The sequence below is a fragment of the Stenotrophomonas indicatrix genome (assembly GCF_002750975.1).
Taxonomy (GTDB): domain Bacteria; phylum Pseudomonadota; class Gammaproteobacteria; order Xanthomonadales; family Xanthomonadaceae; genus Stenotrophomonas; species Stenotrophomonas indicatrix.
The window spans coordinates 395,579-420,092 of the sequence record NZ_PEJS01000002.1; the positions used below are offsets into that span (position 1 = coordinate 395,579).

At 67.6% G+C, this 24,514-nt stretch carries 20 protein-coding genes; 7 read left to right on the forward strand and 13 right to left on the reverse strand.

What is annotated here, in order from left to right:
• Window positions 1-7: 7 nt before the first annotated feature.
• The 3 genes from argS to CR918_RS20845 form a co-directional block, all read right to left on the reverse strand.
• Window positions 8-1,696 (reverse strand): arginine--tRNA ligase, encoded by a 1,689-nt coding sequence (gene argS / locus CR918_RS20835; protein ID WP_025878374.1) that lies wholly within the window; start codon window positions 1,694-1,696, stop codon window positions 8-10.
• Between the two features lie 114 nt (window positions 1,697-1,810).
• Entirely contained in the window at window positions 1,811-2,515 is a 705-nt protein-coding gene (gene radC / locus CR918_RS20840; protein ID WP_025878375.1) for a RadC family protein, read from the reverse strand.
• A 71-nt stretch (window positions 2,516-2,586) separates the two neighbouring features.
• The gene (locus tag CR918_RS20845) at window positions 2,587-3,213 is read right to left on the reverse strand and encodes a response regulator (protein ID WP_025878376.1); all 627 of its coding nucleotides are present in this window, start codon (window positions 3,211-3,213) and stop codon (window positions 2,587-2,589) included.
• A 225-nt stretch (window positions 3,214-3,438) separates the two neighbouring features.
• Between CR918_RS20845 and coaBC the strand changes: the two genes are divergently transcribed.
• From coaBC to CR918_RS20860, 3 genes are read left to right on the forward strand one after another with little or no spacing between them, the layout of a single operon-like run.
• A complete protein-coding gene (coaBC, locus tag CR918_RS20850; protein ID WP_059064131.1) occupies window positions 3,439-4,695 on the forward strand; it encodes a bifunctional phosphopantothenoylcysteine decarboxylase/phosphopantothenate--cysteine ligase CoaBC in 1,257 nt (418 codons plus the stop codon).
• Window positions 4,692-5,180, forward strand: coding sequence for a dUTP diphosphatase (dut, locus tag CR918_RS20855; RefSeq protein ID WP_025878378.1), 489 nt, complete (start codon window positions 4,692-4,694; stop codon window positions 5,178-5,180). The genes coaBC and dut overlap by 4 nt, the downstream gene beginning before the upstream one ends.
• A 12-nt stretch (window positions 5,181-5,192) precedes the next feature.
• Window positions 5,193-7,541, forward strand: a complete 2,349-nt coding sequence (locus tag CR918_RS20860) for a phosphomannomutase/phosphoglucomutase (protein WP_032977032.1) — start codon at window positions 5,193-5,195, stop codon at window positions 7,539-7,541.
• Window positions 7,542-7,876: 335 nt separating this feature from the next.
• Here CR918_RS20860 and CR918_RS20865 read toward each other — a convergent pair whose 3' ends face one another.
• From CR918_RS20865 to pyrE, 8 genes are all read right to left on the reverse strand, one after another.
• Window positions 7,877-8,590 (reverse strand): response regulator transcription factor, encoded by a 714-nt coding sequence (locus CR918_RS20865; RefSeq protein ID WP_025879418.1) that lies wholly within the window; start codon window positions 8,588-8,590, stop codon window positions 7,877-7,879.
• Window positions 8,571-11,231 (reverse strand): sensor histidine kinase, encoded by a 2,661-nt coding sequence (locus CR918_RS20870; protein WP_099844682.1) that lies wholly within the window; start codon window positions 11,229-11,231, stop codon window positions 8,571-8,573. The genes CR918_RS20865 and CR918_RS20870 overlap by 20 nt, the downstream gene beginning before the upstream one ends.
• 51 nt (window positions 11,232-11,282) lie before the next feature.
• Entirely contained in the window at window positions 11,283-11,927 is a 645-nt protein-coding gene (gene kdpC, locus CR918_RS20875; RefSeq protein WP_099844683.1) for a potassium-transporting ATPase subunit KdpC, read from the reverse strand.
• Window positions 11,924-13,984: a potassium-transporting ATPase subunit KdpB gene (gene kdpB, locus CR918_RS20880; protein WP_033832832.1), complete on the reverse strand. Its 2,061-nt coding sequence runs from the start codon at window positions 13,982-13,984 to the stop codon at window positions 11,924-11,926. Before kdpB ends, kdpC begins: the two co-directional genes overlap by 4 nt.
• 9 nt (window positions 13,985-13,993) lie before the next feature.
• Complete coding sequence (kdpA, locus tag CR918_RS20885) at window positions 13,994-15,703, reverse strand: potassium-transporting ATPase subunit KdpA (protein WP_032977028.1); 1,710 nt, start codon at window positions 15,701-15,703, stop codon at window positions 13,994-13,996.
• A 12-nt stretch (window positions 15,704-15,715) separates the two neighbouring features.
• Window positions 15,716-15,808, reverse strand: coding sequence for a potassium-transporting ATPase subunit F (locus CR918_RS20890; protein WP_005407770.1), 93 nt, complete (start codon window positions 15,806-15,808; stop codon window positions 15,716-15,718).
• Window positions 15,809-15,983: 175 nt separating this feature from the next.
• Entirely contained in the window at window positions 15,984-16,658 is a 675-nt protein-coding gene (locus CR918_RS20895) for a hypothetical protein (RefSeq protein WP_025879423.1), read from the reverse strand.
• 19 nt (window positions 16,659-16,677) lie between these two features.
• Window positions 16,678-17,337, reverse strand: coding sequence for an orotate phosphoribosyltransferase (gene pyrE, locus CR918_RS20900; RefSeq protein WP_025879424.1), 660 nt, complete (start codon window positions 17,335-17,337; stop codon window positions 16,678-16,680).
• A 163-nt stretch (window positions 17,338-17,500) separates the two neighbouring features.
• On the opposite strand from pyrE, the gene CR918_RS20905 reads away from it, so the two are divergent.
• The 3 genes from CR918_RS20905 to CR918_RS20915 all read left to right on the forward strand — a co-directional run bounded on the left by CR918_RS20905 (window position 17,501) and on the right by CR918_RS20915 (window position 19,910).
• Window positions 17,501-18,301, forward strand: coding sequence for an exodeoxyribonuclease III (locus CR918_RS20905; protein WP_032977024.1), 801 nt, complete (start codon window positions 17,501-17,503; stop codon window positions 18,299-18,301).
• Complete coding sequence (locus CR918_RS20910) at window positions 18,298-19,602, forward strand: AmpG family muropeptide MFS transporter (protein ID WP_032977021.1); 1,305 nt, start codon at window positions 18,298-18,300, stop codon at window positions 19,600-19,602. The genes CR918_RS20905 and CR918_RS20910 overlap by 4 nt, the downstream gene beginning before the upstream one ends.
• Before the next feature lie 77 nt (window positions 19,603-19,679).
• Window positions 19,680-19,910, forward strand: coding sequence for a hypothetical protein (locus CR918_RS20915; RefSeq protein ID WP_025879428.1), 231 nt, complete (start codon window positions 19,680-19,682; stop codon window positions 19,908-19,910).
• Between the two features lie 87 nt (window positions 19,911-19,997).
• On the opposite strand, the gene CR918_RS20920 is transcribed toward CR918_RS20915, so the two are convergent.
• The gene (locus CR918_RS20920) at window positions 19,998-21,125 is read right to left on the reverse strand and encodes an anhydro-N-acetylmuramic acid kinase (RefSeq protein ID WP_099844684.1); all 1,128 of its coding nucleotides are present in this window, start codon (window positions 21,123-21,125) and stop codon (window positions 19,998-20,000) included.
• A 64-nt stretch (window positions 21,126-21,189) separates the two neighbouring features.
• A complete protein-coding gene (locus CR918_RS20925; protein WP_025879426.1) occupies window positions 21,190-22,659 on the reverse strand; it encodes a M23 family metallopeptidase in 1,470 nt (489 codons plus the stop codon).
• A 167-nt stretch (window positions 22,660-22,826) separates the two neighbouring features.
• Between CR918_RS20925 and tyrS the strand changes: the two genes are divergently transcribed.
• On the forward strand, window positions 22,827-24,035 hold the full coding sequence (gene tyrS, locus CR918_RS20930) for a tyrosine--tRNA ligase (protein WP_032977018.1): 1,209 nt from the start codon (window positions 22,827-22,829) through the stop codon (window positions 24,033-24,035).
• The last annotated feature ends 479 nt before the right edge of the window (window positions 24,036-24,514 follow it).

A 24,514-nucleotide genomic window follows, 5' to 3' on the forward strand; every position in this document is an offset into this window, starting at 1 on the left:
CTGAGGCTTACATTTTTTCCGGGGCGGAAACGCCCAGGAGGTCGAGGCCGTTGGCCAGTACCTGGCGCGCCGCGCAGGCCAGGGTCAACTTGGCATTGCGATCGGTCGCGTCGTCCACCAGCACCGGCGTCCCGTGATACCACGTGTGGAAGGCGTGCGCCAATTCGCGCAGGTACTGCGCGACCAGATGCGGTTCCAGCGCCACGCCAGCCGCTTCCACCACTTCCGGATAACGCGAGATCTCGTTCATCAGGGCCAGCGATGCGTCATCGGCCAGGCGGCCCAGATTGGACAGGCCGGTGCCCTGTTCGTAGACCAGACCCTTCTCCTGCGCCTGGCGCAGCAGGCTGCAGACACGGGCATGTGCGTACTGCACGTAGAACACCGGGTTGTCGTTGCTCTGCTGACGGGCCAGGTCGATGTCGAAGGTCAGCTGTGAATCGGGCTTGCGTGCGATCAGGAACCAGCGGGTCGCGTCGCGGCCGGCTTCTTCGATGAGGTCGCGCAGGGTGAAGTAGCTGCCGGCACGCTTGGACAGCTTCACTTCCTCGCCGCCGCGCATGACGGTGACCATCTGGTGCAGCACGTATTCCGGCCAGCCCTGCGGGATGCCCACTTCCATGGCCTGCAGGCCGGCACGCACGCGCGCCAGTGAACCGTGGTGGTCCGCGCCCAGTTCGGTGATCGCGCGCTCGTAGCCGCGCTGCCACTTCGACAGGTGGTAGGCCACGTCCGGCACGAAGTAGGTGAAGGTGCCGTCGGACTTGCGCATCACGCGGTCCTTGTCGTCACCGAAGTCGGTGCTGCGCAGCCACAGCGCGCCGCCTTCCTCATAGGTATGGCCCGACGCCTGCAGCTTGGCCACTGCCTCGGCGACCTTGCCATCGGCGTACAGCGAGCTTTCCAGGAAGTAGATGTCGAAATCCACGCCGAACGCGGCCAGGTCCAGGTTCTGCTCGTTACGCAGGTAGGCCACGGCGAAGCGGCGGATCGCCTGCAGGTCGTCAGGGTCCTTGGCGCCGACCACCAGGGTGCCTTCCAGGTCGACGCTGGCGCCGGACATGTAGGCACGTGCCACGTCGGCGATGTAGTCGCCGCGGTAGCCGCCTTCCGGCCAGCCTTCCTGGTCCGGGGCAATGCCCTTCACGCGGGCCTGGGTCGACAGCGCCAGGTTCTCGATCTGCACGCCGGCATCGTTGTAGTAGAACTCGCGCTTGGCATTCCAGCCGTTGGCATCGAGCACGCGTGCCACGCAGTCGCCGATGGCCGCGGCGCGGCCGTGGCCGACATGCAGCGGACCGGTCGGGTTGGCCGACACATACTCCACGCCTACCGTGCGGCCATTGCCGGACAGGTTGCGGCCGTAATCGGCGCCTTCCTTGATGACGGTGACGGCTTCACGCTGGTACGCGGCCGGCGCCAGGTGGAAATTGATGAAGCCGGGGCCGGCGATCTCGACCTTGCTGACGTCTTCGCTGCGCGGCAGTGCCTCGACCAGCGCCTGTGCCAGTGCGCGCGGATTGCTGCGCGCGGCCTTGGCCAGCAGCATCGCGGCGTTGGTAGCGAAGTCGCCATGGTCGCGGGTCTTCGGGCGCTCGACCACGAAGTCCGGCGGCAGGGAGTCGACGGGCAGGGTGCCATTGGCGCGCAAGGCTTCGATGCCTTGGCTGATCAGGGCGCGGAGGAGATTTTTCACGAGGCCTGCTGTGAGAATGAGCGGCGGAATCGCCCATTTTAGCGCAGATGCCGGCCTCAACGCTGACCGGGGCCTGCCTGCCAGGGCACGCGTCGCGGCGTGCTGCTGCGGGGCTCATCCGACCAGGCGGGCCTGGAGCGGTGGCAGAAGACCCCGTTCAGCAAACGAAACCGGACGCCCCTCGCCGACCACGAAGTGGTCCAGCAGGCGGATGTCGACCAGTGCCAGGGCCCGTTGCAGTTCCTCGGTGATCTGCGCGTCGGCGGCCGAGGGTTCCGGGTCGCCAGAGGGATGGTTATGGCTGAGGATGACCGCGGCGGCGTTGTGCAGCAGGGCTCTGCGCACTACTTCACGGGGGTAGACCGGGGCCGCGTTGATGGTACCGGCGAACAGTTCCTCGCAGGCGATCAGGCGGTGGCGGTTGTCCAGGAACAGGACCACGAACAGTTCCCGTGCCTGCCCACGCAGACGGTGCTGCAGGTAACGGCCGACGGCGGCAGGGTTGTTGCCGACCGCTTCGCCCTGCTGCAGTTCAGCGGCCAGGTAGCGGTGGGCCAGTTCCAGCCCTGCGGCCAGCGTGCAGCTGCGAGCCGGCCCCAACCCAGGGAGTTTCGATAGTTCGCGGGCGGAGCGGTCCAGCAGCACCCGCAATGGGCCGTGGGCGAGCAGCAGGTCGCGCGCGGTCTGTACGGCGTCCCGGCCGCCAATGCCGGAACCCAGGAACAGGGCCAGCAGTTCGGCGTCGGACAATGCCGTGGGACCCCGGGCCAGCAGCTTCTCGCGGGGGCGCTCTTCTTCGGGCCATTCATGGATGGGCATGGCACCCATCATGGCGATCATCGCCGACCGCTCCCATAAGCCCTTGCCGCACCTGCGGGTCGGCCAAGCCCTCAGTCGCGCCGGGTCTGCAGGTAGTCGTAGAGTTCCTGGTTGGTCTGCAGACCCAGCTTGCGCATGGCTTCGGCCTTCTGCCGGCTGATCGTCTTCGGGCTGCGCCCGCTGCGGTCGGCGATGGCATTGATGTTCAGGCCATCGGTCAGCAGTTGCAGCACTTCCAGTTCGCGTGTCGACAATGCGGCCGGTGGATGGGGGAACAGCAGATCGCGGGCCTGCAGGTGGCGCCGCAGCTGGTCGGAAACGAACACCTGCCCAGCCATGGCGGCATGCAGGGCCTGCGGTAGTTCGGCGAAGTCGGCGCTCTTGTCGACAAGGCCGTGTACGCCATCGCGCAGCAGGCCATCGAGCAACCCCGGGTGCCTGGCCCCGGTCAGCACTACCACGGGAAGGTCGGGATGGCGTTGGCGCAGCTCGGCCAGCAGTTCAGGGCCGTCCGGGCCGGGGCCGGGCATGGACAGGTCGGTGAGTACGGCGTGGCAGGGCTGCTGGACCAGCAGCTGCAGCAGTCCGGCACCGTCGGCAGCGGCACCGGCCACGTCCATCTGGTGACGCTCAAGCACGATTCGGATGCCGTGCAGGACGACCGGATGGTCGTCGGCAATGATGATGCGCGGTTGCACGGGGAACTCCTGGGAAATCGAACGGCACACCTCGGTGGCCAGCAATGATTCTGCAAAGCGGGGACGCGAAGAGGTATAGGAAAGTTCCGAATCGGCGCGCAGCAAACCCGGAAAACTCCATCGGCCCCCGCCCATGTGCTGATAGCCGCCCGCTATGTGCCGCGTGCACCGGGAGGTTGCTGGCCTTCGGGTAAGCTAACGCCCTCGTTTGCACAGGAATTCCAGGTGGCTGATTCTCCCAACGCTTCCCCGACGCGGACCCGCGCGCTGGAAGGCCAGAAACTGCTCTTGTGTGTCGGTGGCGGGATCGCGGCCTACAAGGCCCTGGAACTGGTTCGACGCCTGCGTGATGCCGGTGCGCTGGTGCAGGTGGCGATGACGGCCGGCGCCCAGCAGTTCGTCACCCCACTCAGCTTCCAGGCCCTTTCCGGCCAGCCGACCCGCACTACCTTGTGGGACAGCGCCGCCGAACAGGCCATGGGCCACATTGAACTGGCACGCTGGGCCGATCGCATCGTGATCGCGCCGGGTACCGCCGACCTGCTGGCCCGCCTGGCCCAGGGCCACGCCGATGACCTGGTCAGCACCTTGTGCCTGGCCAGCACCGCACCACTGACCGTGTGCCCGGCGATGAACCATCGGATGTGGCTGCATCCGGCCACCCAGGCCAATATCGCCCTGCTGCGCCAGCGCGGCGCGCAGGTGATCGGTCCGGTCGATGGGCCGCTGGCCGAAGGCGAATCCGGCCCCGGTCGTTTGGCCGAGCCGGCCGACATCGTCGCCGCCCTGGCCGCCAACGGCGCTGCCGCTGCCGCGGCGCCGGAAACGCGCGCCCTGCAGGGCCTGCGCCTGCTGATCAGCGCCGGCCCGACCTATGAAGACATCGATCCGGTGCGTTACGTGGGCAACCGCAGCAGCGGCAAGATGGGCTACGCGCTGGCCGCCGCTGCCGCCGGGCTCGGTGCCCAGGTGGTGCTGGTCAGCGGCCCGGTGCAGCTGCCGACGCCGCCCGGCGTGCAGCGCATCGATGTGCGCTCCGCCGCGCAGATGCGCGAGGCGGTACTGGATGCGCTGCCGGCCGACATCTACATCGGTGCTGCCGCCGTTTCCGACTACACCCCGCGCCAGGTGGCCGCGCAGAAGCTGAAGAAGACCGCCGACAGCCAGTCGCTGGTGATCGAGCTGGTGCGCACTCCGGACATCCTGGCCGAGGTTGCCGCGCAGACGCAGTCGTTGAAGCTGGTGGTCGGCTTTGCCGCCGAGACCCACGATGTGGAGAAATATGCGCGCGGCAAGCTGGTCGACAAGCGCCTGGACCTGGTGATCGCCAACCAGGTGGGCATCAGCGGCGGTGGTTTCGAAAGCGACAACAATGCCGCCACGGCCTTCTGGCAGGATGGCGAACAGGTATTCCCGGCTACTTCCAAGCGTGAGCTGGCCGAACAACTGCTGGCGCTGATCGCGCGGAGGCTTCAGGCATGACCCAGGCAAGCAACACCCACGGACTCTCCCCGCAACCGTTGCAGGTAAAGCTGCTCGACCCGCGCTTCGGCGACAGCTGGCCGCTGCCGGCCTATGCCACCGAAGCCAGCGCCGGCATGGACCTGCGCGCGGCGCTGGAAACCGCGCTGACCCTGCAGCCGGGCGATACCGCACTGGTTCCCAGCGGCCTGGCCATCCATATCGCCGATCCTCATCTGTGCGCAGTGATCCTGCCGCGTTCGGGCCTGGGCCACCGCCATGGCATCGTGCTCGGCAACGGCACCGGCCTGATCGATGCCGACTACCAGGGGCCGCTGCTGATCAGTGTCTGGAACCGTGGCCGCGAGGCCTTCACCATCGAGCCGGGCGATCGCATCGCCCAGTTGGTGATCGTGCCGATTGCCCGCGTCAGCCTGCAGGTGGTGGATACTTTCACCGACAGCGTGCGGGGAACGGGTGGATTCGGCCATACCGGGGTGCGTTGACAGGGGACATCGATGAGCGGCATCGGGGAAGCACAGCGGGGAACGACGTTGGGACGCAGCGCGCCATTGCTGGGCGTGCTGCTGGTACTGCTGGCCGCCTGGTTCGGCTGGAGCGCGGTACAGCAGTGGCGGCAGGCCGCCAGCGGGGACGCGCTGGAACAGGCCCGCGACCAGGCCGTGCAAGGGCTGCAGCAGGCGGCCTCCGGCCAGTTGCAGCAGCTGCAGCAGCAGTTGAAGGGCGACCGCGTGCAGCAGGCGCTGCAGGCCGGTGATGCCGCCGGCGCCGCGCTGGCGCTGCGGGAAAGTTGGACCGGCGTCGAGCAGGTGGAGGTGCTGGGCGCTGACCTGGCCGCAGGCTATGCCGATGCGGCCACTTTTGGATTCGCACGCCTGGCCCTGCTGGAATCTGCGCTGGCCGAAGGCAAGGCAACCCTGCGCGTGGTCCGCGATGGCGGCGGCAACCGCCTGGGTCTGGCCGCGCCGGTGCAACTGGCCGGTGTCGGGCCGGCGGTGGTGTATGTCCGCCAGCCGCTGCTGCGGTTGACCGCGCCGCTGGATCAGGTGAGCGCCCCCGGCAATGGCTTCCTGGCGCTGCGCCAGGGAGCACACAACATCGTGGTGCAGGGCGATACCGGCCTGTCCGAGAGCGCCGAAGCAATGGCGCGCCCGGTGGCGGGAACGCCGTTGCGGCTGGCCGCCGGGGTGCCCAATGTGGAACCCGGCCCGCTGGGGCTGGGAGCCCTGGCCAGCGCGATTGTCGCCCTGCTGCTGGGCTTCATCGCGGTACTGCTGGTGGTAGGTCGTGGCCGGCTGCCGAAATCACTGCCGCTGCCCAGCCGGCGCAGCGCGGTGGCCGACGCCGATCATGGCCCGACCCTGCGCGAAAGCCTGCAGATGGTCCCGCCAACTGTGCCCGGCGAGACGGTGGCCGAGGCTGCGCCACCTCCGCCGCCACCGGTTCCGGCCGACGAGCTGGCTGCAGGCATCTTCCGCGCCTACGACATCCGCGGCGTCGTGGGCAGCCAGCTGACGGCGCGCACCGCCGCGCTGATCGGCCAGGCCATCGGCACGGTCGCCCTTGAGCAGGGCCTGCGCGAGGTGGTGATCGGTCGCGATGGGCGCTTGTCCGGTCCCGAACTGTCGGCCGGTCTTGCCGAAGGCCTGCGGCGCGCCGGCTGTGCGGTCATCGATATCGGCCTGGCGCCGACCCCGGTGGTGTATTTCGCCGCCTTCCATCTGCGCACCGGTACCTGTGTAGCGGTCACCGGCAGCCACAATCCGCCGGACTACAACGGTTTCAAGATCGTCATCGGTGGTGAGACCCTGTCCGGCGATGCGATCACCGACCTTTACCAGCGCATTGTCGAAGGCCGTCTGGTGCAGGCTGCGGAGCCGGGTGATTACCAGCAGCGCGAGGTCGCCGCCGATTACATCCAGCGTATTGCCGATGACGTGCAGCTGGACCGCCCACTGAAAGTGGTGGCCGACGCGGGCAACGGCGTGGCCGGTGCCTTCGCCCCGCAGCTGCTGGAAGCGATCGGCGCAGAAGTCATCCCGTTGTACTGCGATGTCGACGGCACCTTCCCCAACCACCACCCCGATCCCAGCGAGCCGGCCAACCTGGAAGACCTGGTGCAGACGGTCAAGCGCTTTGGCGCCGACCTCGGCGTGGCGTTCGATGGTGATGGCGATCGCCTTGGCGTGGTCACCAGTGAAGGCAAGATCATCTACGCCGACCGTCTGCTGATGCTGTTCGCCGCCGACGTGCTGATGCGCAACCCGGGCGCGATGGTGATCTACGACGTGAAGTGCACCGGCAGGTTGTCCGATCACGTGCTGCGCAACGGCGGCAGCCCGTTGATGTGGAAGACCGGGCACTCGCTGATGAAGGCGAAGATGCGCGAGACCGACGCCGAACTGGCGGGCGAGATGAGCGGCCACTTCTTCTTCAAGGAACGCTGGTTCGGCTTTGACGATGGCCTGTACGCCGCTGCACGCCTGCTGGAGATCCTCGCCCAGCGCGAGGAAACGCCGGACGAAGTGCTGGCCGAACTGCCGGAAATGGTGGCGACGCCGGAGCTGAAGGTGCCGGTGGCCGAGGGCACCCCGCATGCGTTGGTGGCGATGCTGGTGGCCGCTGCGCAGTCGCCGGACAACCCGTATGTCGGCGGCCGCCTGTCGACCATCGACGGCCTGCGGGTGGACTTCGCCGACGGCTGGGGCCTGGTTCGCGCCTCCAACACCACGCCGGTGCTGGTGCTGCGTTTCGAAGGCAACGACGAAGCAGCACTGGAGCGTATCCAGGCGCTGTTCCGCAGCCAGCTGCAGCCAGTGCTGGGCGACACCCCGCTGGGGTTCTGAGGTGAGGCCGGGCTGCGCCCGGCACCCGCGGTAGTGCCGGCCGCTGGCCGGCAACCTCAACAGCAACAGCGGGCACTCCGTGGGTTGGTGGAGCGGTGTCGGAGTGCGGGGACGCCGCAAGTACGTCCTTGTAGGCTTGGCAGCCGCATCCATGCGGCTGACACCCCGCACTCCGACACCGCCCCACCTCTGACAATTTCCCGGTGCTGTTGGTGGGTGTCGACCTTGGTCGACACAGTAGATCCACGCCATGCGTGGATGCTCTTCGATGATGTCCATCCGCGCATGGCGTGGATCTACTTGGCTGGTGGGTGCCGACCGTGGGTCGGCACGCCTCACCCCTTGAACCGCAGCCCCACGCCCGGTTCGGTGAACAGGTAGCGCGAATCCAGCGCCGAGTCGCCCAGCTTGTGCCGCAGCTTGCCGACCAGGATGCGCAGGTAGTGGGTGTCGTGCTGGTGGGTGGGCCCCCAGATTTCCTGCAGGATCTGTGGCTGGGTGACCACCCGCCCGGCATTGCGCAGCAGCAGCGACAGCAATGCGTACTCCTTGCGGGTCAATGCCACCAGCTCGCCATCGATCGCCACTTCACGGCGCACCAGGTCCACGTGCAGGTGGCCATCGTCGAACACCGGCGGCGTGCCATCGGTCGGCACACTGCGTGTGCGCAGCAGCGCCCGCACCCGCGCCATCAGTTCCTGGGTGCCGAAGGGCTTGGTCACATAGTCGTTGGCGCCGTTGTCCAGTGCACGCACTTTCTCGGTTTCGCCGGCACGCACGGTCAGCATGATCACCGGCACCTGGCTCCACTGCCGCAGCTGCTCCAGTACCTCGTGGCCTTCCATGTCCGGCAGGCCGATGTCCAGGATCACCAGGTCCATGTCCTCGCTGGCGGCCATCTGCAGGCCTTCCTGGCCGGTCGCGGCCTGGCGCACCTGGTAGCCCTGTGCGCGCAGGCTGATGTCCAGGAACCGGCGGATCTGGGTTTCATCGTCGATCACCAGCACGCGCGGGGCCGGCGCGCTGGCATCAGTCGGGGTCGGACTCATCGTGGGAGGCTGGCTTGAGCAGGGGCAGGGTAATGCGGATCAGGGTACCGCGACCGTCGCGCCCGGGCAGCGCCTGCACGCTGCCGCCGTGTGCGCCGATCATCCCCTGGCAGATGGTCAGGCCCAGGCCGGTGCCGTGGCGGCCGCGGTCGCCGCGTTCGACGCTGTAGAACATGTCGAAGATGCGCGCGCGCTCGTCGTCGGGAATGCCGGGGCCGGCATCGATCACGTCGATGCGCAGCTGACCGTCCAGTTCGCGCGCCAGCACCTGCACGGCGGCATCGGCTGGCGAGAACTTGGCAGCGTTCTCCATCACGTTGAACACCGCCTGTTCCACCAGTGCCGGATGCACCCATATCGGTGCCAGCGTTGCCGGAATATCCAGCTCCAGCCGCACCTTCGGCTGGTAGCGCTGCAGGCGTCGGGCGGCCGAACCGATCAGCTCGTCCACGCCTATCCAGTCGCGGTTGATCTTCAGGCCCTCGTGGCCCAACCGGGTCATGTCCAGCAGGTTCTGGATGTAACGGTCCAGGCGCTCGCCTTCGACCAGGATGGTGTCCAGCAACGCGCGGCGGTCGGCCAGATCCATCGCCGTCCCGTAGCTGGCCAGGCTGTCGGCCGAGCCGATCATCGCTGCCAGCGGCGAACGCAGGTCGTGCGACACCGAGGAAAGCAGGGCAGAGCGCAGCCGCTCGGTCTCGTTGCTCACATGCGCCTGTTCCAGCTCGGCCACCAGGCGCGTGCGCAACGCGGCCTGGGCGATGTCGTCGACCATCGCTTCGGCCAGCTGGCGCTGTTCGGGCAGCAGCCGCGCCTGCGCACCCGGCAGGTACAGGCCGGCCACGCCGATCGCGCGGTCTTCGCCGTCCAGCAGCGGCAGGAACCACCATTGCGCGCCGGCCAGGGTATCGGTGAAGCGGCCACTGGGCTGGCCATGGCGCAGGGCCCAGTCGGCCGCCGCCAGATCGGTATCACCGGGCAGGCTGCGGCCACCGGCGGCGGTATCGGCGCCGATCCGCAGCCAGGCCGGTACGTCCATGGCCTGTTCCAGCGCATGCCGGCCGGCCTGTGCCACTTCACCATTGCCGGCCGCGCTGGCCAGCTGCCGGCCCAGCTGCTGGCGTGCGCGTGCATGGCGGTTGGCCGCGCGCAATGCGATCACCTGCATGCGCAGGCGCGACGCCAGGCGTCCGGCCACCAGCGCCGCTGCCAGGAACAGGAACACGGTGATCACGCCCTGCCGCGCGCCGATGGCGAAGGTGAAGCGCGGCGCGATGAACAGGAAGTTGTAAGCGAGAAAACACAGGATCGCCGCCATCACCGCGACGCTGGCGCGGGTACGTGCAGCCACCAGCACCACCGCCACGATGAACACCATCGACAGATCGGCCATGCCCACCCAGCGTTCGACCAGCCACGCCACCGCGCAGGCAAGGGCGGTGGCGATCAGGGCCTGCAACGGCTCGTGGCTGCCCCCGCGCATCGGTGGCAGCAGCCCCTCTCGACGGGAACGCGCACGCGCCTGCGGCGTGCTGATGATGGTGATCTCGTAGTGCGCGCCGCGCTGGATCAGCTGCTGGGTCAGGGTGCGGTTGAACATCCGCGCCAGCGGCCGTTCGCGGGTACGCCCCAGCACCAGCGTCGATACGCCGTTGTGCGCGGCGTGGTCGAGCAATGCATCGGCGATGCTTGAACCATGCAGCAGCTCGGCTTCGCCGCCGAGGCGGCGGGCCAGCGCGAACGCAGCATCGATCTCGCGCCGGGTCGCTTCGTCCTGGCGGCGCCCCTGCACCGTCACCACCGTCCACGGTGCATCGCGGCGTTCGGCGATGCGCCGTGCCACCCGCACCAGGTATTCGCTCTGGCCACCGCCGTCGATCGCCACCAGCACGCCACGCCGCAACGGCAGATTGCTCTCGCCGCGCGCGGCGCGGGCTTCGCGCAGGCTGCTGTCGACACGGTCGGCGGCCTCCTGCATCGCCAGCTCGCGCAATGCGGTCAGGTTGGCCGGCGAGAAGAACGCCTGCAGGGCCTGCGCGGCCTGCTCGGGCACGTACACCTTGCCCTGCTGCAGGCGCGCGATCAGTTCGCGCGGCGGCAGGTCGACCAGCACGATGTCATGCAGGCGGTCGAGCACGCCATCGGGCACGGTCTCGCTGACACGCACGCCGGTGATGCGCATCACCACATCGTTGAGGCTTTCCAGATGCTGGATGTTGACCGTGGTCCAGACGTCGATGCCGGCGTCCAGCAGTTCCATCACGTCCTGCCAGCGCCGTTCGTGGCGGCTGCCCGGCGCATTGCGATGGGCCAGCTCGTCCACCAGCACCAGCGCTGGTTTTCTCGCCAGCACGGCGTCCAGGTCCATCTCCTGCAGGTCGTGGCCATGGTAGGCCACGTCCTTCAGCGGCAGCCGTGGCAGGCCTTCCAGCAGGGCCTGGGTATCGGCACGGCCATGGGTCTCCACCAGCCCGACCACCAGGTCCACGCCACGGCGCAGCTGTTCCTGCGCGCGGGTCAGCATGGCGTAGGTCTTGCCGACGCCGGGCGCAGCGCCCAGGAACACGGTGAGCTTGCCACCGGCTTCGCGTTGCAGTCCTTCCACCAGGGCGTTGGCCTGGCGGGTCCGCAGATCAGTCATGGGAGCCGCTGTCATGGCCGCCATTGTGCGCGCAGCGGGTGCAGCCCTGCATCACGGCGCGCGTGCCGCGTGGTCCAGTGCGAAGTTCAGCGTCACCACGTTCACCCGTGGCTGGCCGAATACGCCCCATTGCCGGCCCTGCGTGTTGGCCTTCACCAGTGCCTGCACCTGCTCGACGGGCAGGCCACGCGCACGCGCCACCCGGGCCACCTGCAGCTGCGCTGCCGCCGGCGACAACTGCGGATCCAGCCCGCCGCCGGACTGGGTGACCAGATCGGCAGGCACCTGCGCGGGCGTTACGCCTTCGCGCGCGGCCACTGCTGCGGTGCTCGCCGCCACACGCTCGGCCAGCGCCGGGTTGCTGCGGGCCAGGTTGGAGCCGGCCGCCGCCATCGGGTCGTAGTTGGCGGCCGACGGTCGCGCCTGGAAGTAGCCATCGCCGGTGAACGGCTGCGACAGCCATGCCGACGCACGCACCTGGCCGCTGCCATCGCGCAGCAGGCTGCCTTCGGCCTGCGCCGGGAAGGACAGGCCGGCAAAACCGGTGGCGATGCCGGCGTAGACCGCACCGGCCAGCAGCAGGGTGGCCACGCCCAGGCCGATGGCCGGGCGCCAGCTGGCGCCATCCTGCAGCGTGGCCACGCGCGCCTCGCCCTTCAGCTCGCGGGAAAGGGAAGGGGAGTCAGAACGGTTCATGCGCCGAATACCAGGACAAGAAGGAGGTCGATCAATTTGATCGCCGCGAACGGCAGCAGCACGCCACCCAGGCCGTACACCAGCATGTTCCGGCGCAGCAGCGCCGTTGCGGTGGCCGGGCGGAAGCGCACACCGCGCAACGCCAGCGGGATCAGGGCGGGAATCACCAGGGCATTGAAGATCAGCGCCGCCAGCACCGCGTTGCGCGGGCTCGACAGCTGCATCACGTTCAGCGCGGCCATCGCAGGCACGGTGGCGGCAAACAACGCCGGCAGGATCGCGAAGTACTTGGACACATCGTTGGCCAGCGAGAACGTGGTCAGCGCGCCGCGGGTGATCAGCTGCTGCTTGCCCACCTCCACCACCGCCAGCAGCTTGGCCGGATCCGAATCCAGATCGACCATGTTGCCGGCTTCCTTGGCCGCCTGCGTGCCCGAATTCATCGCCAGGCCGATGTCGGCCTGGGCCAGCGCCGGCGCATCGTTGGTACCGTCGCCGACCATCGCCACCAGGCGGCCACCGGCCTGCTCGGCACGGATGCGGGCCAGCTTGTCCTCGGGCCGTGCCTCGGCGATGTAGTCATCCACACCGGCTTCGGCGGCGATGGCAGCAGCCGTCAGCGGGTTGTCACCGGTGATCATCACCGTGCGGATGCCCATCGCCCGCAGCTGTGCGAACTTCTCGCGCATGCCGTGCTTGACCACGTCCGACAGCTCGATCACGCCCAGCACATGGCGACCCTCGGCCACCACCAGCGGCGTGGCACCGTTGCGCGCGACCTGGTCCACGCGCCCGGCCAGTTCGGCCGGTACGGTGCCGCCGAGCGCCTGCACATGGGCACGGATCGCATCGGCAGCGCCCTTGCGGATCTGCCGGCCGTGCACCAGGTCGACACCGGACATGCGGGTCTGCGCACTGAAGGCCAGGTAGTCGGCCTGGTCCGGCTCGGCGGTGGTGCAGCCCTGTTCGCGGGCCAGGCGCACGATCGACTTGCCTTCCGGGGTCGGGTCGGCCAGCGATGACAGCAGCGCCGCCTCACGCAGCTGGTCGGCGTCGATTCCGGCCAGTGCGTGGAAGTGGCTGGCCTGGCGGTCGCCGTAGGTGATGGTGCCGGTCTTGTCGAGCAGCAGCACGTCGACGTCACCGGCCACTTCCACCGCCTTGCCCGACTTGGCCAGCACGTTGGCCGCCAGCGCGCGGTTCATGCCGGCGATGCCGATGGCCGGCAGCAGGCCACCGATGGTGGTCGGGATCAGGCACACCAGCAGCGCGATCAGCAGCAGCGGATCCACCTTGACGCCCACCGACGCACCGATCGCCGGCAGCGTCGCCACCACCACCAGGAAGGTCAGCGTCATCGCCGCCAGCAGCAGGGTCAGCGCGATTTCATTCGGGGTCTTCTGACGGTTGGCGCCTTCCACCAGCGCGATCATGCGGTCCAGGAAGCTGTGTCCCGGCTCGGCAGTGATGCGTACGACGATCTGGTCGGACAGCACCTTGGTGCCGCCGATCACGCCGGAGCGATCAGTACCCGCCTCGCGCAGCACCGGTGCCGACTCGCCGGTCACCGCCGCTTCGTTGATGGTGGCCAGGCCCTGCACGATCTCGCCGTCGGCCGGCACCAGCTCGCCGGCACTGACGATCACATGATCACCGGGGCGCAGTTCCGCGGCGGGCACCTGGGTCTCGCTGGCACCGGCCTGCGCCGACGCCAGACGACGCGCCACCAGGTCCTGGCGGGCGCGGCGCAGCGAGGCGGCCTGGCCACGGCCACGTGCTTCGGCCACGGCCTCGGCGAAATTGCCGAACAGCACGGTGACCAGCAGGATCGCGGTCACCGCCAGGCCGAAGCCCAGTGGTGCATTGCCGGTCAGGGTGATGATCGCGGCGACGATCGTGCCGGCCATCACCACCGCCATCACCGGGCTGCGCACCAGATGCATCGGCGACAGCTTGCGTACGGCCTCGATGAGCGCGCGGCGCAGGCCGGCGGCATCGAGCAGGGCCGGGCGGGAAGCCACGGAAGAGGAACGGTTTGCGGTTGCGTGACTACTCATGGGGTGTCCTCAGTGCAGTCCCAGGCTCAGGTGGTCGGCGATCGGGCCGAGTACCAGCGCCGGCATGAACTGCAGCACGGTCAGGATGACGATCACCGAGACCAGGGTCAGGGCGAACGTCGGGGTTTCGATCTGCAGGCTGCCGGCCGATTCAGGGGCCTGCCGCTTGGCGGCCAGCTGTGCGGCCACCACCAGCGGGATGATCAGCAGCGGGAAGCGGCCCAGCAGCAGCACCAGCGAGCAGCTCAGGTTCCACCAGGGCGTGGCGTCACCCAGTCCCTCGAAGCCCGAGCCGTTGTTGGCGTAGGCCGAGACGTACTCGTAGAACACTTGGCTGATGCCATGGAAGCCGGGATTGGAGGTGCCCGCCAGACCCGGCACGGCCAGCGTGATCGCGGTGAACAGCAGCAGGGTGATCGGCTGCAGCAGCACCAGCAGTGCCAGCAGGCGCACCTGCGGCGTTTCCAGCTTGCGGCCGAACAGTTCCGGTGTACGGCCGGTCATCAGCCCGGCCAGGAACACACCCAGCAGCAGGTACACGATGAACTGCTGCAGGCCGCAGCCGATGCCGCCCCAGATCGCGCTGACCAGCATGTTGACCATCGCCAGGCCGCCAGACAGCGGGCTCAGCGAATCGTGCATGCCGTTGACCGAACCGTTGGAGACCTGGGTGGTCACCGCCGCCCACAGCGCGGTGCCATCGGCGCCGAAGCGTACTTCCTTGCCTTCCATCAGCAGCGGCGTGGCCGCGCTCGCGCTATGGCCTTCGCTCCATACCATCGCACCGGTGGACAGCAGCGACATGCCGAGCATGCAGCTGAACACCAGCGCGCCGAAACGACGGCGCCCGGTGAACGCGCCGATCATGAAGATCACCGCCATCGGCACCAGCAGGATGCCGATCACCTCCAGCATGTTCGACACCGGGGTCGGGTTCTCCAGCGGGAAGCTGCTGTTCGGGCCATACCAGCCGCCGCCGTTGGCGCCCAGCTGTTTGGCCGCGACCATCGCCGCAACCGGGCCCAGCGGCAGCTTCTGCTGCGCCATGCCGGCACTGGCATCGATCGGCGTGGCCTGGGGGCCACCGGCCATCGTGGAGGGCACGCCCTGGCTGGTCAGCAGCAGCGTCCATACCAGGCACAGCGGCAGCAGGAAGCGCACGCACAGGCGCACGACGTCGGCGTAGTAATTGCCCACCGCCACCTGGCGGTCATCGCCCGCGGCGGGCGCGGTGACCGATTTCGGCGCGCGCGAGAACAATGCACGCAACGTGGCCACGGCCAGCGCCAGGCCCATCATCGGCGTCACCACCTGCAGGCCGGTGATGCCGGTCATCTGCGAGAAGTAGGACAGCTGGGCCTGGCCGGAATAGTGCTGCTGGTTGGTGTTGGTCAGGAACGAGATCATCGTGTGCAGCGCCGTGTCCCAGCGCATGTTCGGGATCTGGTCCGGATTCAACGGCAACCACGCCTGGGTCATGAACACGGCCTGTGTCAGCACCGCGATCACCACGTTGCTGAGCACGAATGCCAGCACGTAGCCCCGCCAGGACATCGAACGTGAAGGATCAACGCCGAGCACCTTGTACAGCGGCTTTTCGATCCAGTGGAACAGCACGTCGACCTTCATCGGCGTGCCGCGCATCACCCGGGCGAGGTACAGGCCCAGGGGCCAGGCCAGCAGCAGGCTGGCGGCAAGAATGGCAAGAATTTCAGTCATGGCAGGCTCCGCTCAGAACGACTCGGGCCGCAGCACGACATAAAGAAGATAGGCGGCGGCAACCAGCACCAGCACGCCACACAGCAACGACAGCCAGGGGGACATGGAATTTGAGACCTGGTGGAACCCCTCCACCTCAGGCCGTCATCGTCGTCCCCGCCCCCATAAACGCACTACGCGCCGGACAGGGCCGACGCGTAAAGAGTGCATAAATTTCAGGGTCCAGGCCGTAACCCGGCAAGCGGCAGCGCCGGGCCATGCCGGGCGAGCAGCGCGCCGCTCAACCCGCCGGGGTCTGTGCCGGCACGTCCACCGGCGCCAATCCCTTCAGCTGCCGATAGCGCTGCAGGCTGCTTTCGATTTCGACCTTCAATGCCTGCTGCTGCTGTTCGAAACTGGCCAGCAGCCGTTGCTGCGACTGCAGCTGCGCATGGCGCTGGCCGATCGCCTGGGCCTGCTTGTCGGCCACCTTGCCGCCGGCCAGTTCGCGGTCGCCGGCGGCAGCAAGCAGGGCCACCAGCGATTCGCGCAGGCTGGCCACGTTGTACTGGGCGGTCTTGAGGTTGTTGTCGAGCACCTCCTGGCGCTCGGCGAACACGCGTCGCAGCGCATTCTCATCACCGTAGGTGGTCAGCATCGCCTGTTCGGTACGCTGCCGGGTCTGCTCGGCCATCTGGTCCAGCTGGACCTGCGCCGCCGCCGTGCTGGCGGCAGCGCGTTCCTCATCGCTCAACGCGCGCTGCACCTGCGCGTTGCGCAGGCCGCTGTTGGCGCTGAACTCATCACGGGCGTGGTTGACCGCATCGGCCGGCAGCGCGTCGCTGCAGATCCGCTCCTTGCCCTCGTTCCAGCAGTACAGCTTCTTGTCTGCGGCCTTGCCGCTGGACTGTGCCAGCAGCGTCTGCGGCATCACCAGCAGCAGGCTGGCAGCAACGATGGCAGGAACTCGGAACATGCGACCTTCCCCCTGGTGGTCAGCGCGTGGAACGGACGCCGTACTGGGCGCGATAGGCCTCCAGCGGCTGCCGGTAGCCTACAAGTTCCGGATTTCCGGACGCGAAATCAAGCAGGTCGGCCAGCGTCGCCACGGCGATCACCGGGATGCCGGCTTCTTCGGCCACGGCCTGTGCGGCGGAGCGATGGTCGCTGTCCGAGGCGATCTCCTGGCGGTCCAGGGCGACCACGATGCCGGCCGGAATACCGCCCGCAGCGCGGATGATCGCCAGCGCCTCGCGGATGGCGGTGCCGGCGGTGATCACGTCGTCGACGATCAGCACGCGCTTGCCGGTCATGTCGGCGCCGATCAACTGGCCGCCTTCACCATGGTCCTTCACTTCCTTGCGGTTGAACGACAGCGGCAGGTCGCGGCCACGCTGGGCCAGCTCGCAGGCCATTGCGGTGGCCAGCGGAATGCCCTTGTAGGCCGGGCCGAACACCACGTCGTACTTGATCCCGGTGGCGTCGATGGCGTCGGAATAGCACGCACCCAGCTGCGACAGCAGGGAACCGGAGTCGAAACGGCCGGCGTTGAAGAAATAGGGGCTCAGCCGGCCGGACTTGAGGGTGAACTGGCCGAAGCGCAGGGCGTCGGCGGTCAGGGCCAGCTGCAGGAAACGGTGACGGTGGTCGCTCATCAAAACTCGATTCATCTTCATTTGGAGCGCAAATCCTAATCCAGCTGGGCTTTCTGCGCTCGTCCGGCCCCTTCACGCAGGTATCGGCAGCTGCCCCCGCGGGCTGCTCAGCCCGGCAGGCAACCGGTATGCTTGCCCGGTTTCCCGCCGTAGGTTCTTCCGCATGCGCATCATCAGCTTCAACGCCAATGGCATCCGCTCGGCCGCCACCAAGGGCTTCCTCGACTGGTTCCGTGGCCAGGACGCCGACGTCCTCTGCATCCAGGAGACCAAGGCCCAGGAAGACCAGCTGACCGACCCGATGTTCCGCCCGGACGGCCACCATTGCTTCTACCGCGATGCCATCACCAAGAAGGGCTACAGCGGCGTGGCGATCTACAGCAAGCGCGAACCGGACCAGGTCATCACCTCGCTGGGCTGGGCCCCGTTCGACGACGAAGGCCGCTACATCGAGGCCCGCTTCGGCAACCTCAGCGTGGTCTCCTTCTATATCCCGTCCGGCAGTTCGGGCGACCTGCGCCAGGGCTTCAAGTTTGAAGTGATGGAGTGGCTGCGGCCGATCCTCGAGGAATGGGCGCGCAGTGGCCGCGACTACGTGCTGTGTGGCGACTGGAACATCGTCCGCTCGGCGCTGGACATCAAGAACTGGAAGTCCAACCAGAAGAACTCCGGCTGCTTGCCCGAGGAACGCGACTGGCTCAATGCCCTGTGTGCCGACCATGGCCAGGCCACCGATGTGGGCGCTGGTCGCGGCTGGGCCGATGCCTACCGCCTGCTCAACCCGACCGGCGAGGACTACACCTGGTGGAGCAACCGTGGCGCCGCCCGCGCCAACAACGTTGGTTGGCGCATCGACTACCAGTTCATCACCCCGGGCCTGCGTGACCGCCTGCGCAGCTGCTCGATCTACCGCGACCAGCGCTTCTCCGACCACGCGCCGTTCATCGTGGATTACGACCTGTGACCGAGGCTGCCAAGCCAGCCGGCTACAAGGGCTGGGCCGGCATCAAGCGTGCGTTCGGTACGCCCTCGGCGCTGACCATGGCCCTGCTGGGCTTCGGTAGTGGCCTGCCGTTCCTGCTGATCGCCTCGCAGACCCTGTCCACCCGTCTGCGCGATGTCGGCCTCGATCTGGGCAGCATCGGCCTGATCAGCCTGGCCAGCTTCTTCTACCTGCTCAAGTTCGTCTGGGCACCCCTGCTGGATCGCTACGCGTTTCCGTTGCTGGGGTTCCTCGGTCGCCGCCGCTCGTGGCTGCTGGTCTCGCAGATCCTGGTACTGGTGGGCCTGGTGGCACTGGCGTTCGTGCGGCCAGAGCAGGGCGTGTGGCCGCTGGTGGCCTGGGTATTGGTGGCATCGTTTGCAGGTGCCACCCAGGATTCAGTGGTCGACGCCTACCGCATCGAGATCGCGCCGCAGACCGCGCAGGCCGCGTTGGCCGCCACGTACACGCTGGGCTATCGCATCGGCCTGATCCTGGCCGGTGCCGGCGCCTTGTACCTGGCACAGTTCGAAGGCTGGATCATTGCCTATCTGGCCATGGCCGCACTGATGATCCTGCCGATCATCACCACGCTGTTCTGCCGCGAACCGGAGCGCCCGGCCAACGCCGTGCAGCGTCGCATCGACATTGCCGAAGCGTTCGTACAGCCGATCACCAGCTTCTTCACCCGCAACGGCATGGCACTGGCGCTGGCGCTGCTGGCGTTCGTCGGGTTCTTCAAGTTTCCCGACCAGGTCATCGGCGTGATGGCCGGACCTTTCTATCTGGATTCGGGCTTCGACAAGGCCGACATCGCTACGGTCTCCAAGCTGTTCGGCGTGTGGATGGGTATTGGTGGGGCGTTCCTTGGCGGTATCGCCGTCGCCGCCTTCGGTTTCCGCCGGATGCTGCTTGTCGCGGCGCTGGGTGTGGCCCTGTCGAATCTGGCCTTCCTGCTGATGGCGCACAATCCGGGGCAGTTGTGGGCGTTCTACGCCGCGCTCAGCGCCGACAACCTGTTCCAGGGCTTTGCCGGCACGGTGCTGGTGGCTTTCATGTCTTCGCTGACCGATCGCAACTTCACCGCAACCCAGTATGCCCTGCTGGTATCGCTGGCCAACCTGCCGGGCAAGTTCGTCGGCGGCGTTTCCGGTTACATCGTGGAGGCCACCTCGTACAGCACCTTCTTCATGCTCAGCGCCGTCACGGTGGTGCCCACCATGCTGCTGCTGGCCTGGCTGTGGCCACGCATCGTTGATCGTGGGCCGTCCCCCGCCGCCTGATTGCCTGTGTGCGCTTACTGCGGGATGATCGCCCCGACGCGCCGAGGGGGCGGTGCCTTGCGAACGGGGAAGTGAGCATGGCCGACGTAGTGCTGCGGGACCTGGACCCGCTGCTGCTGGAACGCATCAAACGGGTCTCGGTGGCCCGTGGCTGGACCCACGAACAGACCTGCGCGGTCCTGCTGGAGCAGGGCCTGTTCAGCAGTGAACTGGAGGTCCGCTCCGGCTTCGGCGATCCCGAAGTCGACGCGCTTTCCGACGCGATCGCCGCACTGCAGGCGCTGCCGGCCGGCCAGGGCTTCGATTGATCTGATGTCGGGTCGCCGGGCATGGCCCGGCGCTACCGCGCGTCGCCGACGGGTAGCGCCGGGCCATGCCCGGCGGATGGCGCCACCTCACGCCGGATGGATCGCCCCGAGAATCCGCGGCCCCGTCGCCCCGGTCACGCTCGGCAGGTTGCCCGGCAGCCCGTCCATCGTCCGCTGCGCGAGCCAGGCAAACCCCATCGCCTCCACATACTCCGGGTCCAGCCCGTGCAGCGCCGTTGACTCCACCACCACGCCCGGCAACCGCGCCGCCAGCCGCCGCATCAACTGCGTATTGCGCACGCCACCGCCGCACACCAGCACCCGCCGGGTGTGCGGCTGCTGGGCCAGCAGCGCATCAACCACCGTCGCCGCGGTCAGCTCCAGCAGTGTCGCCTGCACATCGGCTGCGGCGAACTGGCCTTCCTCCATGTGTGCTTCGGCCCACGGCAGGTGGAACTGCTCGCGCCCGGTGCTCTTGGGCGGCGGCAGCGCGAACCACGGGTCCGCGCGCCAGCCGGCCAGCAGGCTGTCATCCACCGCACCGCTGGCTGCGTAGGCGCCGTCAGCATCGAAGCTGCGCCCGGTATGGCGTTGGCACCAGGCATCCATCAGCGCGTTGGCCGGGCCGGTATCGAAGCCACGCACGACGCCTTCGCGTGGGATCAGGGTCAGGTTGGCGATCCCGCCCAGGTTCAGCACCGCACGGTCCTCATCGGCCGCACCCAGCATGTCCAGGTGGAAAGCCGGCATCAGCGGCGCGCCATGGCCGCCGGCGGCAACGTCACGGCGGCGGAAATCGCACACGGTGGTGATGCCGGTCAGCTCGGCGATGCGGTTGCCGTCGCCCAGCTGCACGGTGAAGGCCGGGTGGGCCAACGGTCGATGGCGCACCGTCTGCCCGTGCGAGCCGATGGCTCGTACCTGCGAACGGTCGACACCGGCTTCTTCCAGCAGCTGGTTGGCGGCGGCGGCGAAGCTGATCGCAATCCGCGCGTCCAGTTCGCCCAGTTCCTCCAGCGACTGCAGCGGGCCGCCTTCGCCGAGGGCTACCAGCCGCGCCCGCAGCACCGGCTCCCAGCGGGCGGTCAGCCCGTGCACGAAGCGGCACCCCCCATCGGCCGGGAACTGCACCAGCGCGGCATCGATGCCGTCAGCGCTGGTGCCCGACATCAGGCCCAGGTAGAGGGGAAGGGACGGATCGGCAGTGGTGTTCATGGCGGGCATAAAAAAAGGACACGGCAAGCTTGTGCTGCCGTGTCCTCCTTCGTCAACGCAGGGCTCAGCCGCGCTTGCGGCCTGCCGGCGCCTTGTCCTTGGCGCTGGCCACCTCGGTGCTCGCGCTTTCGGCGGCCGGCGCGGGGCTGGCGTCGGCGTAGATCAGCTTCTCCATGCCCTGGATGCGGGCCATCGCCGGCGCGGTCTGCGCCCGGAAGGCCACCAGCTCGGCGCCCTTCAGCGGCTCCGGCGGCGGCATGGTCACCGTCAGCGGGTTGCGGTGCTCGCCATTGACGCGGAATTCGTAGTGCAGGTGCGGGCCGGTCGCCAGGCCGGTCGAGCCGACGTAGCCGATCACCGTGCCCTGGGCCACGCGCTGGCCATTCTTGATCCCGGCAAAGCGCGACATATGGCCGTACAGGGTGGTGTGGCCACGGCCGTGGTCGAGGATCACCACGTTGCCATAACCGCGCTGCACGCCGACGAACTGCACCCGCGCATCGCCGGCGGCCATGATCGGGGTACCGGTGCGCGCGGCGTAGTCCACGCCCTTGTGCATGCGCATCTTGCCCAGCACCGGGTGCTTGCGCGCGCCGAAGGTCGAACTCAGCCGTGCGAACGGGATCGGCATGCGGATGAAGCTCTTCTTCAGCGAACGGCCGCTGATGTCGTAGTACTCGGACTTGCCGTTGCGGTCGAAGCGGAAGCCGGAATAGGTCTTGCCGCCGGTGGTGAAGGTCGCCGCCAGGATCTTGCTGGTATCGACCTTCTCGCCCTCGCGCCAGGTCTCATCCATCACCACGCTGAAGCGGTCGCCCGGCTGCAGGTCCTTGGAGAAGTCGATGTCGTACTTGAAGATGTCGTCGGTCATCGTCGCGATCGCCGACGGTGACAGTCCGGCGCGGCGCGCGGCCGCATACAGCGAACTGGTGATCTCGCCGCTGGTGACCACCGTGCGCGTGGATGTCTCGCGCTTGGTCACCGTTTCCTTGATGTCATCGCCGCTCAGGCTCAGTTCGACCCGGTTGTCGGCATCGCGGTCGAAGCGGATGCTGCGCAGGTCACCGGACAGCGGCATGTCGAAGGCGATCTCGGCACCCGGGCGCAGCTTGGTCAGCGATTCGCGCGCACCCGGATGGTCCAGCACCCGGTGCAGGGTGGTGGCGGAGATGCCGGCCTTGTCGAACAGGTCGCTCAGGGTCTGCCCGCGCTGCACCCGCAGCACCTGCCAGCTGTCGCCGGGGATCTGCTGCTGGCGGGCCATTGCCAACGGCGGCAACGGCAGTGCCAGGCTGGTGTGGCTGTCGGCGTAGGGCGCATCGATGGTGTGCGAGAAGCCCGGCACGATCGTGGCCACCAGCGCGCCAATGGTCACAAACAGGCTGGCGTGCATCCAATGACGCCGCGTCCAGCGCTCATTGAACGCAGCGGGAAGGTGTTGCCTCAGCTTCCGGTGCAGGGCGTTGTCGTGCAGGACGTGGAGTCGTTCCTGGAAGCGCTGCTTGCGAGCGCGGCCTTGATCGGAATTGAGCATCAGATGTCGGTCTCTGGCTGACCCGGGAACGCGGGCCCAAACGCCGGTAACATAGACACCTAACAAATTCGCGTCAAACCCTTGTGCCTATTGGCTTTTGTGAAGCCGATCGGGTTAACTTCGCTTTAACACCCCACATAAGAAACGGCGTTGCCGGGAGTAGTCACGTGTCCTCGATTGAAGAAGCCCTTGCCCTGATCGGCCGCGGTGCCGACGAGATCCTCAAGCTCGAGGATCTGCGCGCGCGCCTGCAGGAAGGCCGCCCGCTGCGCATCAAGGCCGGCTTCGACCCCACCGCGCCTGACCTGCACCTGGGCCACACGGTGCTGCTGAACAAGATGCGTCAGTTCCAGGACCTCGGCCACCAGGTCATTTTCCTGATCGGCGACTTCACCGGCATGATCGGCGACCCCTCCGGCAAGAGCCTGACGCGCAAGCCGCTCAGCCGTGACGACGTGCTGGCCAACGCCCGTACCTACGAGGAGCAGGTGTTCAAGGTGCTGGACCGCAGCCGCACCGAGGTCCGCTTCAATTCGGAGTGGTTCGGCAAGATGAGCGCGGCCGACATGATCCGCCTGGCCGGCCAGCACACCGTGGCACGCATGCTCGAGCGCGACGACTTCGCCAAGCGCTACGCCGCCCAGCAGTCCATCGCCATCCACGAATTCCTGTACCCGCTGGTGCAGGGCTACGACTCGGTGGCCCTGGAAGCGGACGTCGAGCTGGGCGGTACCGACCAGAAGTTCAACCTGCTGATGGGCCGTGGCCTGCAGGAACACCACGGCCAGAAGCCGCAGGTGGTGCTGACCATGCCGCTGCTGGAAGGCCTGGACGGCGTCAACAAGATGTCCAAGTCGCTGGGCAACTACATCGGCATCAGCGAGCCGGCCATCGACATCGTCACCAAGACCATGAAGGTCGATGATGCCCTGATGTGGCGTTGGATCGAGCTGCTGTCCTTCGATATCAGCCAGGCCGAAGCGGCCTCCCTGCGCGAGCAGATCGCCGCCGGCCTGAATCCGCGCGTGGTCAAGCTGCGCTTGGCCCGCGAACTGGCTACCCGGTTCCACGATGCCGCAGCGGCAGAGCAGGCGATTGCCGGCTGGGAAGCTGCCGTTACCGGGCAGGGCGACATCACCCAGCTGCCGCTGCAGGATGTGGCCATCCCGGCCGAGGGCCTGCGCATCGCGGCCCTGCTGACCGCCGCCGGCCTGACCCCGAGCAACTCCGAGGCCAACCGCAAGCTCAAGGAGCGTGCGGTGAAGGTGGACGGTGAAGTGGTGGAAGACGGCCAACAGGTACTGCAGCCCGGCTTCGAGGGGCTGCTGCAGGTCGGCAAGCGCACCTTCGCCCGCGTGCGCCTGGTCGCTGCCTGACCTGAGGCAGGGGCCGGCGCAGCCGGCCCCTGCTTCTGCTCCTGCATCGCGGCGCTGACGCTCTGCCGCTGTTCGCGGGGCCTGTGGCGGCGCCTTTGCATGAACGGATGCAACATCCGATGAAAAAAGTTGCCACACCCCCTTCACAAAGGCCGCGAATAGGGACATACTTTCCCTCCCCCGTCGCAGGGGTCGCCAACAAGGGGCTTCAGCGACACAAGGGACGCCACCACCGACGAACGAGATGATCGAACGAAAGGTGTTGACGGACTCGAAAAGTCCGGCATAATAGGCGGCTCGCTACGAAGGAAACTTCGCAGCACACGGGAATGGCGTTGAGGCCACTTCCCAGGATCTTTGAAAGTATGCGCAGGTATCTTGTGAAGGCGCCTGCAGGAAGGATGATTGTCCATCTTGCAGACGTTTGATCAAGCAACTATTAATTGTTTTAAAGCAAGCGATACGTTGCCAGAATCATT

Bases quoted from the DNA above. Each gene is read 5' to 3' on its own strand.
- radC (WP_025878375.1), bottom strand. From the start codon at position 2,515: ATGCCCATCCATGAATGGCCCGAAGAAGAGCGCCCCCGCGAGAAGCTG.
- dut (WP_025878378.1), top strand. From the start codon at position 4,692: ATGACCCAGGCAAGCAACACCCACGGACTCTCCCCGCAACCGTTGCAG.
- CR918_RS20860 (WP_032977032.1), top strand. From the start codon at position 5,193: ATGAGCGGCATCGGGGAAGCACAGCGGGGAACGACGTTGGGACGCAGC.
- CR918_RS20865 (WP_025879418.1), bottom strand. From the start codon at position 8,590: ATGAGTCCGACCCCGACTGATGCCAGCGCGCCGGCCCCGCGCGTGCTG.
- CR918_RS20870 (WP_099844682.1), bottom strand. From the start codon at position 11,231: ATGACTGATCTGCGGACCCGCCAGGCCAACGCCCTGGTGGAAGGACTG.
- kdpC (WP_099844683.1), bottom strand. From the start codon at position 11,927: ATGAACCGTTCTGACTCCCCTTCCCTTTCCCGCGAGCTGAAGGGCGAG.
- kdpB (WP_033832832.1), bottom strand. From the start codon at position 13,984: ATGAGTAGTCACGCAACCGCAAACCGTTCCTCTTCCGTGGCTTCCCGC.
- kdpA (WP_032977028.1), bottom strand. From the start codon at position 15,703: ATGACTGAAATTCTTGCCATTCTTGCCGCCAGCCTGCTGCTGGCCTGG.
- CR918_RS20890 (WP_005407770.1), bottom strand. From the start codon at position 15,808: ATGTCCCCCTGGCTGTCGTTGCTGTGTGGCGTGCTGGTGCTGGTTGCC.
- CR918_RS20895 (WP_025879423.1), bottom strand. From the start codon at position 16,658: ATGTTCCGAGTTCCTGCCATCGTTGCTGCCAGCCTGCTGCTGGTGATG.
- pyrE (WP_025879424.1), bottom strand. From the start codon at position 17,337: ATGAGCGACCACCGTCACCGTTTCCTGCAGCTGGCCCTGACCGCCGAC.
- CR918_RS20905 (WP_032977024.1), top strand. From the start codon at position 17,501: ATGCGCATCATCAGCTTCAACGCCAATGGCATCCGCTCGGCCGCCACC.
- CR918_RS20915 (WP_025879428.1), top strand. From the start codon at position 19,680: ATGGCCGACGTAGTGCTGCGGGACCTGGACCCGCTGCTGCTGGAACGC.
- CR918_RS20920 (WP_099844684.1), bottom strand. From the start codon at position 21,125: ATGAACACCACTGCCGATCCGTCCCTTCCCCTCTACCTGGGCCTGATG.
- CR918_RS20925 (WP_025879426.1), bottom strand. From the start codon at position 22,659: ATGCTCAATTCCGATCAAGGCCGCGCTCGCAAGCAGCGCTTCCAGGAA.